Source organism: Geodermatophilus sp. SYSU D01176 (assembly GCF_054050015.1).
In genome coordinates this window covers 1-14,102 of record NZ_JBJGYN010000083.1, presented here as the reverse complement: position 1 = coordinate 14,102, position 14,102 = coordinate 1, and the positions used below count along the sequence as shown (strand labels likewise).

At 75.5% G+C, this 14,102-nt stretch carries 9 protein-coding genes; 3 read left to right on the top strand and 6 right to left on the bottom strand.

Annotated features, from left to right (window positions below):
* Positions 1-144: 144 nt before the first annotated feature.
* The 4 genes from ACI78Z_RS24070 to ACI78Z_RS24055 form a co-directional block, all read right to left on the bottom strand.
* Positions 145-768 carry an isochorismatase family protein gene (locus ACI78Z_RS24070; protein ID WP_457039065.1) on the bottom strand — a complete coding sequence of 208 codons (624 nt, stop codon included), beginning with the start codon at positions 766-768 and terminating at the stop codon, positions 145-147.
* An 88-nt stretch (positions 769-856) separates the two neighbouring features.
* Entirely contained in the window at positions 857-2,734 is a 1,878-nt protein-coding gene (locus tag ACI78Z_RS24065; RefSeq protein ID WP_457039064.1) for a hydantoinase B/oxoprolinase family protein, read from the bottom strand.
* Positions 2,735-2,737: 3 nt separating this feature from the next.
* The gene (locus ACI78Z_RS24060; RefSeq protein WP_457039063.1) at positions 2,738-4,798 is read right to left on the bottom strand and encodes a hydantoinase/oxoprolinase family protein; all 2,061 of its coding nucleotides are present in this window, start codon (positions 4,796-4,798) and stop codon (positions 2,738-2,740) included.
* Positions 4,795-5,487 carry a GntR family transcriptional regulator gene (locus ACI78Z_RS24055; protein ID WP_457039062.1) on the bottom strand — a complete coding sequence of 231 codons (693 nt, stop codon included), beginning with the start codon at positions 5,485-5,487 and terminating at the stop codon, positions 4,795-4,797. Before ACI78Z_RS24055 ends, ACI78Z_RS24060 begins: the two co-directional genes overlap by 4 nt.
* 240 nt (positions 5,488-5,727) lie before the next feature.
* Here ACI78Z_RS24055 and ACI78Z_RS24050 point away from each other — a divergent pair, with 240 nt between their 5' ends.
* Both ACI78Z_RS24050 and ACI78Z_RS24045 read left to right on the top strand, forming a co-directional pair.
* Positions 5,728-5,889 (top strand): hypothetical protein, encoded by a 162-nt coding sequence (locus ACI78Z_RS24050; RefSeq protein WP_457039061.1) that lies wholly within the window; start codon positions 5,728-5,730, stop codon positions 5,887-5,889.
* A 47-nt stretch (positions 5,890-5,936) separates the two neighbouring features.
* Complete coding sequence (locus ACI78Z_RS24045) at positions 5,937-6,824, top strand: isocitrate lyase/PEP mutase family protein (protein WP_457039060.1); 888 nt, start codon at positions 5,937-5,939, stop codon at positions 6,822-6,824.
* Positions 6,825-6,962: 138 nt separating this feature from the next.
* On the opposite strand, the gene ACI78Z_RS24040 is transcribed toward ACI78Z_RS24045, so the two are convergent.
* Together ACI78Z_RS24040 and ACI78Z_RS24035 are read right to left on the bottom strand one after the other, a co-directional pair.
* Entirely contained in the window at positions 6,963-7,430 is a 468-nt protein-coding gene (locus ACI78Z_RS24040) for an LppU/SCO3897 family protein (RefSeq protein WP_457039059.1), read from the bottom strand.
* Between the two features lie 195 nt (positions 7,431-7,625).
* Complete coding sequence (locus tag ACI78Z_RS24035) at positions 7,626-8,420, bottom strand: enoyl-CoA hydratase/isomerase family protein (protein WP_457039058.1); 795 nt, start codon at positions 8,418-8,420, stop codon at positions 7,626-7,628.
* 202 nt (positions 8,421-8,622) lie between these two features.
* Here ACI78Z_RS24035 and ACI78Z_RS24030 point away from each other — a divergent pair.
* On the top strand, positions 8,623-14,102 hold a 5,480-nt coding region (locus tag ACI78Z_RS24030; RefSeq protein WP_457039057.1), incomplete at its 3' end, for a DUF4011 domain-containing protein.

The following is a 14,102-nucleotide window of genomic DNA, read 5'->3' as shown; positions in this document are numbered from 1 at the left end:
CGCGGCGCACGCCCCGGGGTTCCCGCGGACGGCGTGCTCGGCCGCGGCCAGGGCGGCGAGGTCGGGGGGGGGGGGGGGGGGGGGGGGGGGGGGCCGCCCCCCCCCCCCCCCCCCCCCCCCCCCCCCCCCCCCCCCCCCCGCGGTCTACAGGTGGGCGAGGGCCTCGGGCAGGTCGACGACGTCGGCGTACTTCGCGTCGAGGTCGGCGAGGTTGCTGTCGTGCAGCGCCGGCGTCCGGTCCGCGCAGGCCTGACGCACCACCTGCGGGCGGAAGCCGCAGTTCAGCGCGTCCATGGCGGTGGCCCGCACGCAGCCCGACGTCGAGACGCCCGCGACCACGACCGTGTCGATCCCGGCCGCGTGCAGGGTGGAGGCCAGCGAGGTGCCGAAGAAGGCCGAGGCGTAATGCTTGACGACGACCGGCTCACCGGGTCCCGGTGGCAGGGTCAGCGCGCCCCAGTCGCCCGGCGCGTCCTCGACGAAGCAGGCGAGCGCCGGCACCTTGCGGACGAACAGCCCGCCGTCCTCGAGGCCCGCGGCGTAGCGGACCGCCGTCCACACCACGGGGTGCCGGCCGGCCCGGGCGGCCGCGACCAGCTCGGCGGTCGCCCCCACCGCGGGACCCGGGTCGGGCAGGGCGAAGGGCCCGCCCGGCTCGGTGTAGGCCCGGCACAGGTCGATGACCAGCAGCGCCGGTCGCGCCCCCCAGCCGACCCGACCCGAGAACGCCGACCCGTGCGGCCCCGGAGCCGGCTCCGGCACGGTCACCGTGTCCCCGACCGCGAGATCTGCACACTGGCGCCCATCAGGACCCCGAAGGTGACGAGTGTGCAGATCTCACGCACACCGACCGACCTCACGCCGACGTCCACACCGGGCGCCGCGGCGCCGGCAGGCCGGTCTCCTCCTCGCAGCGGGCCAGCAGCTCCTCGACCGGCGGGCCCATGTCGAACACCGGCAGCTCGCCGGGCCGGTCGGCGCGCATCTGGTCGCGCAGCGTCGCGGTGGCCTCGGCGTCCACCTCGCCGTCCTCGGTCACGCAGACGCCGTACCGCTGGGCACCGCCGGCCGTGACCAGGCCCCGCCGCACCTCCCGGGCCACCAGCTCCGGGTCCCGCTCCAGCGGGTCGCCCCACCCACCGCCGCCCCAGGTGACGAAGTGCAGGACGTCGCCCGGCGCGACGGGCACCCCGTGGCACTTCGACGGCAGCACCTCGCGGGTGCCGTCGGCCCGGTCGATCCACTTGCGCCCGCGGGCGCCGGGGTGCCCGCCGTTGACGCCCCACGGGTAGGTGAGCCAGCGGTCGTCGTGGATGGCGATCTCCCCCGGCTCCCCGAAGACGTAGGCGACGTCGACGCCGTTCCCGCCCCGGTGCAGGCCGGCGCCGCCGGTGTCGGGGACGGTCTGCCACGTCTCGATCCGCAGCGGGTAGTAGGACTCGAGGTACTCGCAGGGGATGTTCACGAACGACGGCCAGAGCGAGTGGCCGTCCGGCCCGTCGCCGAGCGGCCGGCCGGGGATGCCGCCGAAGCCGATCGAGTAGAGCTGGAACCACTCGCCCTTCCGCTCGCCGCCCGAGTAGTGGCCGGAGTACATGAAGTGCGGCGAGGAGGAGAAGCCGGCCGCGTTGAGCAGCGCCGGGTTGGTCTGGCCCAGCAGCCCGCCGAAGAGGTCGAACACCCGGCCGATGCCGTGGTTGCGCCCGTTGAGCGCCGCCGGGTGCTTCGGCTTCCAGTACGAGCCGTCCGGGATCGTGACGTCGATCAGGGGGTAGAACCCGTCGTTCCAGAGGATCTGCGGGTCGGCGACGGTGATCATGTAGATCCCGAAGAACATCCGGGTCAGGTTCTCGTTGATGTAGTAGTTGATCGGCCCGGCCGCCTGCGGCGAGGAACCGGTGAAGTCCAGGTGGACCTTCTCGCCGGTGCGGGTCAGGGACAGCGTCAGCTCGTAGGGGCCGTTGCCGACGCCGTCGTCGCAGATGTAGTCGGTGAACGACAGCGTCCGCCCCTCCTCGAACACCGTCTGCAGCAGCACCTTCATGGCGTCGTGGTTGCGCTGCAGCAGGGCATCCAGCGCCGAGAGGTAGGTCGCCGTGCCGAACCGCTGGCACATCTCCACCACCCGGCGCCCGGCGGTGCGGCAGGCGGCGACCAGGCCGTTGAGGTCGGCCCGGTTCCAGTCGGGCATGCGGACCTGGTTGAGGATGATCCGCAGCGCGTCCTCGTTCAGCTCGCCCCTGCGGTAGAGCTTGAACGGCGGGATGACCACGCCCTCCTCGTAGATGGTGCGCGCGTCGGTGGGCATGGACGACGGCGTCTTGCCGCCCACGTCGGACATGTGCCCGAACATCGACGCCCAGCCCACGACCCGGCCCTCGTGGAAGACGGGCACGACCAGCAGCCAGTCGTTGGCGTGGCTGATCGCCGCCCCGCACGCGTACGGGTCGCTGGTGAGCAGGACGTCGCCCTCCTCGACGGTGTCGTCGAAGCCCTCGAGGAAGTCGGGGATGGAGAGGCCGAACTGGCCGACGACCATCTTGCCGCTCGGGTCGCCGATCAGCGGGAACTCGTCGTGCTGCTCGCGGATGCCCGGCGACAGCGCCGTCCGGAAGAGCACCTCGTCCATCTCGTAGCGGGCGTTGCGCAGCCCGTTCTCGATGAGGTCGAGGGTCACCGGGTCGACGTCGACCCGGTCGACGGCGCCGGTCGCGGTCTCGATGATCCGTGCCATGGGTCAGCCCTCCACCGGGGTGATCAGCAGGGAACCCGAGGGGTGGACGGTCGCGACGTGCCCGGGGAGGACGAGCGTCGTGGAGTCCATCTCGGTGACGATCGCGGGGCCGCGGACGACGTCGCCCGCGCGCAGCCGCCCCCGGTCGTAGACGGCTGCGTCCACCTGCTCCCCGCCGACGTGGATCGCGTGCTCGGCGACCCGGGCCGCCCTCGGGTCGCCGTCCCCCGGGTCGAGGTGCACCGGCGCGACGTCCGGTCGCGGGCCGGTGACGGTGGCGCGGGCGTTGACCAGCTCGTGGTCGACGGAGAGGAGGAAGGAGAAGAGCCGGTCGTGCTCGGCGTCGAACGCCTCCCCCAGCTCCGTCAGGGCGTCCCCACCGTCGAGCCACGCGGGGTCGACGGCGACCGGGATCTCGAAGCCCTGGCCGTGGTAGCGGACGTCGACCTGGTAGCCGACCGTCTGCTCCTCCCGCGGCAGGCCCTGGGCGGCCAGCCGCTCGCCGGCCTCGTCGGCCAGCTCGCGCAGGATCTGCGCCAGCTCGGCGCCGGTCAGCTGGCCGAACCGGCGCAGCACCGTGCGGGCCGACTCGTCGCGCCGGCTGGTGGTCGCGTCGCCGAGCGCGCACAGCAGCCCGGGCCCCGGCGGGATGATCACCGGCCACGCGCCGGTCAGCTTCCCGAGGGCGTTGGCGTGCAGCGGGCCGGCGCCGCCGAAGGCGACGAGGGCGAAGTCGCGGGGGTCGTAGCCCTGCTGCACCGAGACCAGCCGCAGCCCGCCGAGCATGTTCTCGTTGACGATGTCGACGATCCCGGCGGCGGCGGCCTCCGGGGACTCCAGGCCCATCGCCTCGGCCACCTTGCTCACCGCGGCCCGCGAGGCCTCGACGTCCAGGGTGATCTCCCCGCCGGCCAGCGACGAGGGCAGGTAGCCGAGGACGACGTTGGCGTCGGTGACCGTCGGCTCCACCCCGCCCTTGCCGTAGGCGGCCGGGCCCGGGTCGGCGCCCGCGGACTGCGGGCCGACCCGCAGCGCCCGGGTCAGCTCCGGCACGTGCGCGATCGAGCCGCCGCCGGCGCCGACCGTCCGGACGTCGACGCTCGAGGCCCGCACCGACAGGTCGCCGACCTTGGTCTCCCGGCCGATGCGCGGGTCGAGGTCGCGGACCAGCGCGACGTCGGTGGAGGTGCCACCCATGTCGAAGGTGATCAGGTCGCGGTGGCCGCACTGCTCGGCGACCCACACCGCGCCGGTGACCCCGCCGGCCGGGCCGGACAGCAGCACGGTCACCGGGGCGGCGACCGCGGCGCCGGCCGACTGCAGCCCGCCGTCGCTGCGCAGGATCGACAGCTCACCGGTCACCCCGCCGGAGGCCAGCCCGTCGGAGAGGTGCTGCACGTACTTCTTGACCTGCGGCTGCACGTAACCGTTGGCGACGGTGGTCAGCGTCCGCTCGTACTCCCGCAGCTCGGGCAGCACGTCGGAGGAGAGCGACACCGGGACGCCGGGCAGCACCTCCGCGGCGAGCTCGGCGATCCGTCGCTCGTGTGCGGGGTCGGCGAAGGAGTTGATCAGCGAGACGGCCAGGGCCTGCACGCCGCGTCCGGCCAGCCCCTGCAGCTGCCGCCGGACGTCGTCCTCGTCGAGCGGGCGGACCACCGAGCCGTCGCTGGCGATCCGCTCGTCCACCTCGACGGTGTTCTCCAGGTCGGCCAGCGGCTCCGGCTTGGGCCAGATGATCCAGCCGGCCAGTCCGCCGGGGACGAACGACCGGGCGATCTGCAGGACCTGCCCGAAGCCCTTCGTCGTCACCAGCCCGACGGTGGCGCCCTTGCCCTCGAGGATGGCGTTGGTCGCGACGGTGGTGCCGTGCAGCACCTGCGCGACCTCGCTCATGTCGATGCCCGCGTCGGCGCAGACCCGGCCGATCCCGGTGAGCACCCCGACGGCCTGGTCGGCCGGTGTCGAGGCGGTCTTCGCCCGCCAGGTGGCCCCGCTGTCCTCGTCGACCAGCAGCACGTCGGTGAAGGTGCCGCCGACGTCGACACCGAGCCGGTAACTCATGCGGACTCCTCTTCTCGGGCGACCTGGTCGGCCATCTGCACCCGGGCGGCCCGCACCATCACGGCGCGGGCGTTGGCGATGTGCGAGGTCATGACGGCGCGGGCCCACTCGGGGTCCCCCGCACGGAGGGCGGCGACGATCTCGCTGTGGTGCGCCAGGCTGCGGCGCAGCGACGCCTCGTCGTAGGTGAGGAAGTTGCGGCGCACGATCGGCGGGTGGATCGCCGCGGCCAGCGCGGTGGCCAGCGTGGGGTGCGCGGCGAGGGCGACGAGCCGGTCGTGGAAGGCGCGGTTGAGCGGGACGAGGGCGGCGAGGTCCTGCTCCGGGCCGGGGGTGCCGACCTCGTGCATGCGCTGCGCGAGGACGTCCAGCTCGTCGACGTCGGCGGGCGTGGCGTTCGGGACGGCGTGCGCGGTCAGCTGCGGCTCCAGGACCGACCGCAGGTCGAAGACGCCCTCGAGCTCGGCCACGGTCCAGGTGGCCACCCGCGCGCCGCGGTTGGGCGCGATCTCGACCAGCCCCTCGGCGGCCAACCGGGACAGGGCCTCGCGGACCGGTGTCCGGCTGACCCCCAGCCGCTCGGCGAGCTCGACCTCACCCAGGCGCCCCCCGGGGGCCAGCTCGCCGGCCATGATCAGGTCGCGCAGGGTCGCGAGCGTCCGTTCGGCGGACGTCAGAGGTCGTGTCACGGATCACACCTCCCACACGATTGCATGCAACGTAGGGCCACCGCGGTCGCGCCACAAGGGGCGGATCCGGACGACTCCGGCTCGTCGAGCGGCTTGCGGTGCCCGTGGTGGCGGGTGCAGACTGGTCGCCACCGAGACACTCACGGTCGGTCGTTGTATGCAACTGGCCGTATCGGCGTCCTGACACCGGCAGTCCCCGCCCGGATCGCCCGGCCGACCTCCGAGGAACGAGGACAGGTCATGGTCTCCGCAACGGTCACGCGTCCGGCCGACCAGGTCGCGACCTGCGGGTACCCGGTGGACCTCGTCGAGCGCTACTCCTCCTGCGTCGACGACCTGGAGGGGCTGCGGTTCGGCCGGGTCGTCGTCCACATGAGCGACGGCGTCGACGTCCCGCGCTGACCGTCCGGCGCACGTCCGCACAGCTGCACACCACCGAGGAGGCCGACGTGGGGGACCTACTGGGAGACGGCCGCGCACCGCGGTCCCGGCTGCGGGAGCTGCTCGCCGCGCCCGAGCCGCTCCTGGCGCCGGGTGCCTACGACGCGCTGTCGGCCCGGCTGGTGGAGCAGGCCGGCTTCGACGCCGTCTACATGACCGGCTTCGGGACGACGGCCTCGCTCATCGGCCGCCCCGACGTCGGGCTGCTCAGCGGCGCGGAGATGGTCGACAACGCCCGCCGGATCGCCGCGGCGGTCGACGTCCCGGTCATCGCCGACGCCGACACCGGGTACGGCAACGCGCTCAACGTGGTGCGCACCGTGCAGCTGTACGAGCAGGCCGGGGTCGCCGGCATCCAGCTCGAGGACCAGGTCATGCCCAAGAAGTGCGGGCACATGAGCGGCAAGGCGCTGATCGGCACCGACGAGATGGTCGGCAAGGTCCGCGCCGCCGCGGCCGCCCGCCGCGACCCCGACCTGGTGCTCATCGCGCGCACCGACGCGGTGGCGGTCAGCGGGGTGGACGACGCGCTGCAGCGGGCCCGCGCCTACGCCGAGGCCGGCGCGGACCTGCTGTTCGTGGAGGCGCCCACGAGCGAGGCCGACGTCGGGCGGATCGCCGGCGAGCTCGCCGGCGTCGCGCCCCTGGTCTTCAACTGGGCCGAGGGTGGGCGCACGCCGCCGGTGTCCCTGGCGCGGATGACCGAGCTCGGCTTCGCGCTGGTGATCTACCCGATCGGCACCCTGCTGGCCGCCACGGCCGGGATCCGCTCGCTGCTCGCGACGCTCCGCCGCGACGGCACCCCCTCGCTCGACGGGCTGCCGTCGTTCGAGGAGTTCACCGACCTCATCGGGCTGCCCGAGGTGCAGGACCTGGAGCAGCGCTTCGGCAGCTGAGCGGCCCGCGTGGTGGGACGGCCGGGCGGGGCGCGCGGCCGCGGGCAAGCACCGGCCCTCCCCCACCGGGCAGGTCCCCGCGCGACCTCCGCCCCTGCTCCCAGGAGGACGCAGGGGCGGAGGTCGCGCGAGAGGGGCCTACCGGCCGTCGGTCCCGGTCGGCTCGGCGCAGTAGACGGTGCCGGGCTCGGTCTCCAGCTCCCCGATCCACAACGCGACCTCGGTCGAGGGGAAGTCGAGGCAGGTGTCGGGGTCGGCCATGAAGTCCGGGTGGTTCTGCTCCTCGTCCTCGATGCCGACGATGCGGTACTCGGCCTCGTCGGACCCGCAGTCGACGACGTCGAAGCTGGTCTCCCCCTGCATCTGCACGCAGTCGCCCAGCTCGGGCTCGGCGAAGCCGAGGAAGCCGCCCAGGCCGACGACGCCGACCACGGCGACCGGCACGCCGACCCGCAGCCACTTCTTGAGCCCGCCCGCCGTGGCGGACGGCTGCTGCGGCGGGGCCCAGGCGCCGGACTGCTGCGGCGGGGCCCACGGACCCGGCGGCTGCTGGGCCGGGTCGGGCTGCGGGCCGGTGGGGGTGGTGCCGGGGTCGGAGGTGGTCATGGTCGCTCCCGTGGTGCGGACGGCATCGGTGGTCCCGCAGAGACTCGGCACCCTCCCCGCCGCTCTCGAGGCCGGCGTGCGTCGATGCGGGCACGGACGGTCCCGACCGCGCCTCCCGCCCCAGCGGTCCCACCCCTCCGAGGAGCTCCACCCCTGCCCCAGATGCGGGGCGAGGCGGATCGCGCGGAGCGCAGGTCAGCGCCCGGTCCACCGCGGGGGGCGCTTCTCGCGCTGCGCGGCGATGCCCTCCCTGCGGTCCTCGGACAGGTACGGGTTGGGGCCGACGTCCAGCCGCAGCGCCTGCCACAGCGGCAGCTCCAGGCCCTTGATCGCGGTCGCCTTCATCCGGCGCACCGAGAGCGGGGCGTTGGCCGCGATCGCCTCGGCCAGGCCCAGCGCCGTGGGCAGCACGTCGTCCGCCGGCACCAGGCGGTTGACCAGGCCCCACCGCTCGGCGACCTCGCTGGTCACGTACTCGCCGGTGTAGAGCAGCTCGAGGGCGATGCCCATGGGGATGCGCTTGGGCAGGACGACGGAGCCGAAGTTGGCGCCCATCCCGATCTTCGCCTCGGGCAGCCCCATGCGGACGCCGGGCGCGGCCACCCGCAGGTCGCAGGCCAGCGCCAGCTCGAACCCGCCGGCCACCGCGGCACCGGCGATCGCGGCGACCACCGGCACCGGCACCTCGGTCACCACCTCGAACAGCGCGCGGGTGGGCCGGTCCATCGGCGGGCGGAACCGCTCCCCGCGGCGGTCCTGCTCGCGGATCTCGTCGAGGTCGAACCCGGCGCAGAAGGCCGGCCCGTGGGCCGCGAGAACGACGGCGCGCACGTCGCCGTCCTCCCCGCAGCGCAGCAGCTCCTCGACCAGGTCGGCCTGCAGCGCGCTCGACAGCGCGTTACGGCGCTCCGGCCGGTCCAGGATGAGCACGCGCACGTGCCCGCGCTCCTCGACGACCAGCCCTGACTCCCGACGCTGCACACCTGCCATACCAGCAACCTGGAGCACCTCCGGACGCCGGGCAAGCGGGGGGTCGCGGCCGGCCCTCATCGGCGCCCGGACGTGGCGTCGTGACCGTCCGCAGGGGCCTCGGACCGGATCCGGAGTCAGTCGCGCCCCACTCGTCGCAGCGGCCCCAGACGCCTCGACGGCCTGAGGGGACCGTTCCGTCCGGACCGGTAGACAGGACGCCATGAGCACCACGTCCGTCCGGACCTCCGCATCGAGCACCCGGCCGGCCGTGGCGATCCAGGCGACCTCGACGCCGGTGCTCAGCTACGCGCTGGCGCACAACCGCGTCCCGGTCGTCTCCCGCCTGGCGTTCACCAACCACGGCGCGGCGGTGCGCGGGGCGACCGTGCGGCTCGGCGTCCGCGACGCCGAGGGCCCCATCGGCAGTCCCGTCGAGGTGCTCGTCGACCTCGACGCCGGGCAGACCACCGTGCTCAGCGACGTCGGCCTGGTCATGGACCCCGCCGCGATGCTGCAGATCGAGGAGCAGCGGCCCGGCTCCATCGAGATCGACCTGCTGGTGGACGGCGAGGACGTCGGCGGCACCGCCGTCCCGGTGCAGGTGCTGGCCGCCAACCAGTGGCTGGCCGCCCCCGTGCCACTGGCGCTGGAGCTGCTCGCCGCCCACGTCCTGCCCCACCACCCGAGCGTGACCGCGCTCATCGGCGAGGCCGCCGACCTGCTCGAGCAGCGCACCGGCAGCGGCTCGGTGCAGGGCTACCAGTCCGGACCGGAGCGGGTCGACGAGATCGTCGCCGCGCTGACCGAGGCGATGCAGCGCCGGGCCATCCGCTCCACCGAGCCGCCGGCCGGCTGGGCCGACGTCGGCCAGAAGGTGCGCACCCCCGGCGACGTCCTCGACGGGCGGGTCGGCACCTGCCTGGACACCGTCGTCACGCTCGCCGCCGCCCTGGAACAGGCGGGCATCCGGCCGCTGCTGTGGGTCGCCGAAGGGCACGCCTTCCTGGGCTACTGGCGCGAGGAGCGCAGCGCCGAGAGCGTCGCCACCACCGACGTCGCCCCGCTGGTCGACCTCGTCGACCTGGGGCTGATCCGGCTGGTCGAGACCACGCTGCTCACCAGCCGCGGCTCCGCCGACGCCGACCTGCACGGCCCGGCCTACAGCGCCTGGCTGGCCGGGGCCGCGGACCTCGACCGCGTCCTCGGCGTCACCGACGTCCACCGGGCTCGCCGCGACGGCATCGTGCCGCTGCCGGCCCGCACCCGCGGCCGGGACGGCGTGGTGCAGGTGGTCGAGTACCGCCCGGCCGTGCACAGCGCCGCGGCGCGCCCGGCGGAGCGGACGCCGGCGCCTGCGACACCGGGCCGCGCGGAGGTCCCGGCCCGCGTGCAGCAGTGGAAGAACAGCCTGTTGGACCTGTCGCTGCGCAACCGGCTGATCAACTACAGCGAGCGGGCCGGGCTGCCACTGACCGTCCCCGCGACGCAGCTGCCCCTGCTCGCGGACCTGCTGCACGCGGGCACCGCCGTCCAGCTGCTGCCGAGCGACCGGATCGCCGCCGTGCACCGCGAGCGGGGCCTGTCCTCGGCGCGCGACCTGCCCGCCGCGCAGCTGGCCGCCGCGCTCGCCGAGCGGCGCGCGGTGCACGCGGAGGTCACCGAGGGCGGCTACCTGCCGCGGCTGCGCAACCTCGCCCACAAGGCCAAGACGGTGCGCGAGGAGACCGGCGCCAACAACCTCTACCTGGCCCTGGGCAGCCTGGTGTGGGAGCTCGACGGCCGGCCGCTGCGCTCCCCGCTGGTGCTGGTGCCGGTCACCCTCACCCCGACCAGCCGCAACGGCGTCTACACGCTGGCGCTGGACGACACCGGCTCCAGCACGCCGAACCACTGCCTGCTGGAGAAGCTGCGGCAGGTGCACGGCCTGTCCGTCCCCGGGCTCACCGAACCCGGCCCTGCCGTCGACGAGGGGACCGGCGCCGGCATCGACCTCGACCGGGCGCTGCAGGCAGTGCGCCGGGCGCTGGCCGACGGCGGCCTCCCCCACCGCGTCGAGGCCACCGCCGACCTCGCCGTCCTCCAGTTCGCCAAGTACCGGCTCTGGAAGGACCTCGACGAGCACTGGGCCGACCTGACCGCCAACCCGCTGGTGCACCACCTCGTGCACCGGCCGACCGAGGCCTTCGCCGACCCGGCTCCCGACACCGCCGGCGCCACCGACCTCGACGAGCTGGCCGCGGCGTGCCCGGTGCCCGCCGACGCCTCCCAGCTGCGCGCGGTCGCCGAGGCCGCCGCCGGGCGCACCTTCGTGCTCGAGGGCCCGCCCGGCACCGGCAAGTCGCAGACCATCACCAACCTGCTCACCCGCGCGGTCGCCGACGGCAAGCGGGTGCTGTTCGTCGCGGAGAAGCGGGCGGCGCTGGACGTCGTCGCGCGGCGGCTCGAGGCCGTCGGCATGGGCCCGTTCGCCCTCGACCTGCACGACCGGGGCGCCAAGGCATCGGTGGTCCGCGCCCAGGTCCGGGCGGCGCTGGAGCACGCCGTCGCCGTGCACCCCGCGGGGACCGCGGACGAGGGGAGGGAGGCCGGCGGCGAGGACCTCCGCTCGGCCCGCCGCACGCTGGCCCGCTACGCCGGCCGGCTGCACTCCGAGAACGCCGCCGGGCTGTCGTACTACACCGCCCGGACCGCGGTGCTGGCCGTGCGCGAGGGCGACCCGACGCTACCGGTCTCCCCCGCGTTCGTCGCCGCCGCGTCGCCGGAGACGCTCACCGCGGTGCGCCGCGCGCTGGCGCTGCTGCCCGACATCGCCGACCTGGTGCGCCCCTCGCCGCGGCACGCCTGGGCGTTCGTGGACACCGCGCGGGTCGACCTGCTGGCCGCCCAGCAGGCCGCGGCCGCCGTCGACCGGGCCGTCCGCGACCTGCCCACGGAGCCGCACCTGGCCCGCGTGCTGCGGGAGGTCCGCACGCCCGCGGACCTCGACGCCCTGGCCCACCTGCTCTGCGGCCCGGCGACGACGCTCGACGTCCTCGACGAGGTGCCGACCGAGCGCTGGAACGTGGCGACGACGACCGTGCTGGGCGAGGTCGCCGCGTTCAGCAGCACCGCCCACCCGGGGCTGGAGCTCGCCACCCCCGCCGCGCTGGAGCTGCCGCTGGCCGACCTGTACGTCGCCGCGCAGACCGCGCAGGCCGGCCGGTGGATGGCCCGCCGGAACGGGCTCGCCGACGTCCGCGCCGAGCTGGCGCCGGTGCTGCGGCCGGGCGTGAAGGTCCGGCTGGGCGACGTCCCCGAGCTCGTCGCGCAGCTGTGGCGGCTGCAGACCGCCGCGCACGGCATCGTCGCCCGCGCCTCGGTCATCCCGGGCCTGGTGGTGCCCCCGACGTGGAACCCGCTGGCCGACCCGGAGCTGCTCGTCGGGCAGGTCGAGTGGCTGGAACGGGCCGGCAGGTCCACCGACAGCGCCAGCGACGTCGCGGTCGCGCTGCGCCGCTGGGTGGTGCAGGGCGAGGGTCCCGACCCGGCCGCCGGCGCCGCCGTCGCCCGGCTCCGGGACGCCGTCACCGCGCTGCTGCGGGTGTGCCGCAGCAACCCGCGGCGGCTGGCCGACTGGGCCGGGGACGACGGCCTGGTGCTGCGCTGGCAGATGACCCGGCCCGAGCGCGGGGTCGAGCACACCGGGCTGATGTCGCTGCGCCGGTGGGCCGACCTGGTCGACACCCTCGAGCCGCTGCGCGCCGCCGGCCTGCACGAGGCGCGGGCGCTGCTGGTCACCGGCGAGCTGCCCGCCGAGGACGCCGTCCGCGCCTTCGAGCGGGGCCTAGCACGGGCCTCGGTCGCCGAGCGCCGCGACGCCGCCGGGCTCGACGACTTCGACCCCGAGGTGCACGAGCGGGCCATCACCCGCTTCACCGCCGCCTCCCGGGCCGCGCGGGCGCACCTGCGCTCGGCGCTGCCCGCGTCGGTGCTCGCCGCGCGGCCCTTCGACGCCGCGACCGGCGACGGGGAGGTCGGCGCCCTGCAGCGGGAGCTGGCCCGGGCCCGCGGCGGGCTGGGCGTGCGCGCGCTCCTGGCCCGGTACGGCCGGCTCATCACGACCGTGCTGCCGTGCGTGCTGGTCAGCCCCGACTCGGTGGCCCGGTTCTTCCCCGCCGAGGCCGGCCTGTTCGACCTGGTGGTGTTCGACGAGGCCTCGCAGATCCGGGTGGCCGACGCGGTCGGCGCGCTGGGCCGCGCGACGGCGGCCGTGGTCGTCGGCGACAGCCGGCAGATGCCGCCGACGACGATCGCCGAGCCGACCTACGGGGTCGCCGAGGACGACGCGGTCGAGCTGCTGGGCACCTCGGTCGAGGACGAGGAGTCGATCCTCTCCGAGTGCGTGCAGGCCCGGGTGCCGCGGCAGTGGCTGTCCTGGCACTACCGCAGCCAGGACGAGTCGCTCATCGCGTTCAGCAACGCCACCTACTACGACAACCGGCTCTCGTCGTTCCCCGCGCCGACCCACGGCCGCTCCTCGGCGGACGTCGACGGTCGCGGCATCTCGCTGGTCCGGGTCAACGGCACCTTCCACCGCTCCGGCGCCGGCCGGCTGCTGCGCACCAACCCGATGGAGGCCAAGGCGGTCGTCGCGGAGGTGCGCCGCCGCTTCGACGCCTCGCCGGACGGCCTCCCCTCGATCGGCGTCGTCACCTTCAACGCCCAGCAGCGGGCCTACATCGAGGGCCTGCTGCGCGACGCCGGCGACGATCGGCTGGGAGAGGCGCTGGACCGCACCGACGGCGAGGGCCTGTTCGTCAAGAACCTGGAGAACGTGCAGGGCGACGAGCGCGACGTCGTCCTGTTCTCCACCGGGTTCAGCGTCGACGACCGCGGCGTGCTGCCGCTGAACTTCGGCCCGCTCAACCGGGTCGGCGGCGAGCGGCGGCTCAACGTCGCGGTCACCCGCGCCCGGCGGCAGGTCGTCGTCTTCTCCTCGTTCGACCCCTCCCAGCTGCGCGCGGAGCAGACGTCGTCGGTCGGCGTGAAGCACCTGCGGGCCTACCTCGACCTGGCCGCCCTCGGCACCGACGCGCTGCCGCGGGAGGCCCGGCCGGTCGCCGTCCCGGACCGGCACCGCGAGGAGATCGCGGCGGCGCTGCGCGACCGGGGCCTGAGCGTGCGCACCGACGTCGGCCTGTCGGAGTTCCGCGTCGACCTCTCCGTCGCCCGTGCGGAGACGCCGGACGAGCCGGTGGTGGCCGTCCTGCTCGACGGCCCGGCGTGGGCCCGGCGGCGCACGGTCGGCGACCGCGACGGCCTGCCGGTCGAGGTGCTGTCGGGGATGCTCGGCTGGCCCGCCGTGGAGCGGGTCTGGCTGCCGACCTGGCTGCGCGACCGCGAGGCGGTGCTCGACCGGCTGGCGGCCGCCGTAGAAGCGGTGCCGGCCGCGGCTCCGGCCCGGCCGGCGCTCGTCGTCCCGGCGGTTTCCGCGGTAACCGCCGCCGCCCCGCCGGTGCCGGCGCCCGCGGAGCCGCCGGCGTCCGAGGTGCGCACGAGCGTGCCGCTGCGCACCGCGCCGCCTGCGGTCGTCGAGACCGTCCCCGAGCCGGTGGTGGGGGGGGGGGGGGGGGGGGGGGGGGGGGGGGGGGGGGGGGGGGGGGGGGGGGGGGGGGGGGGGGGGCCGGCGGGCGGCGGCCGCGGGGGGGGGGGGGGCCCCGC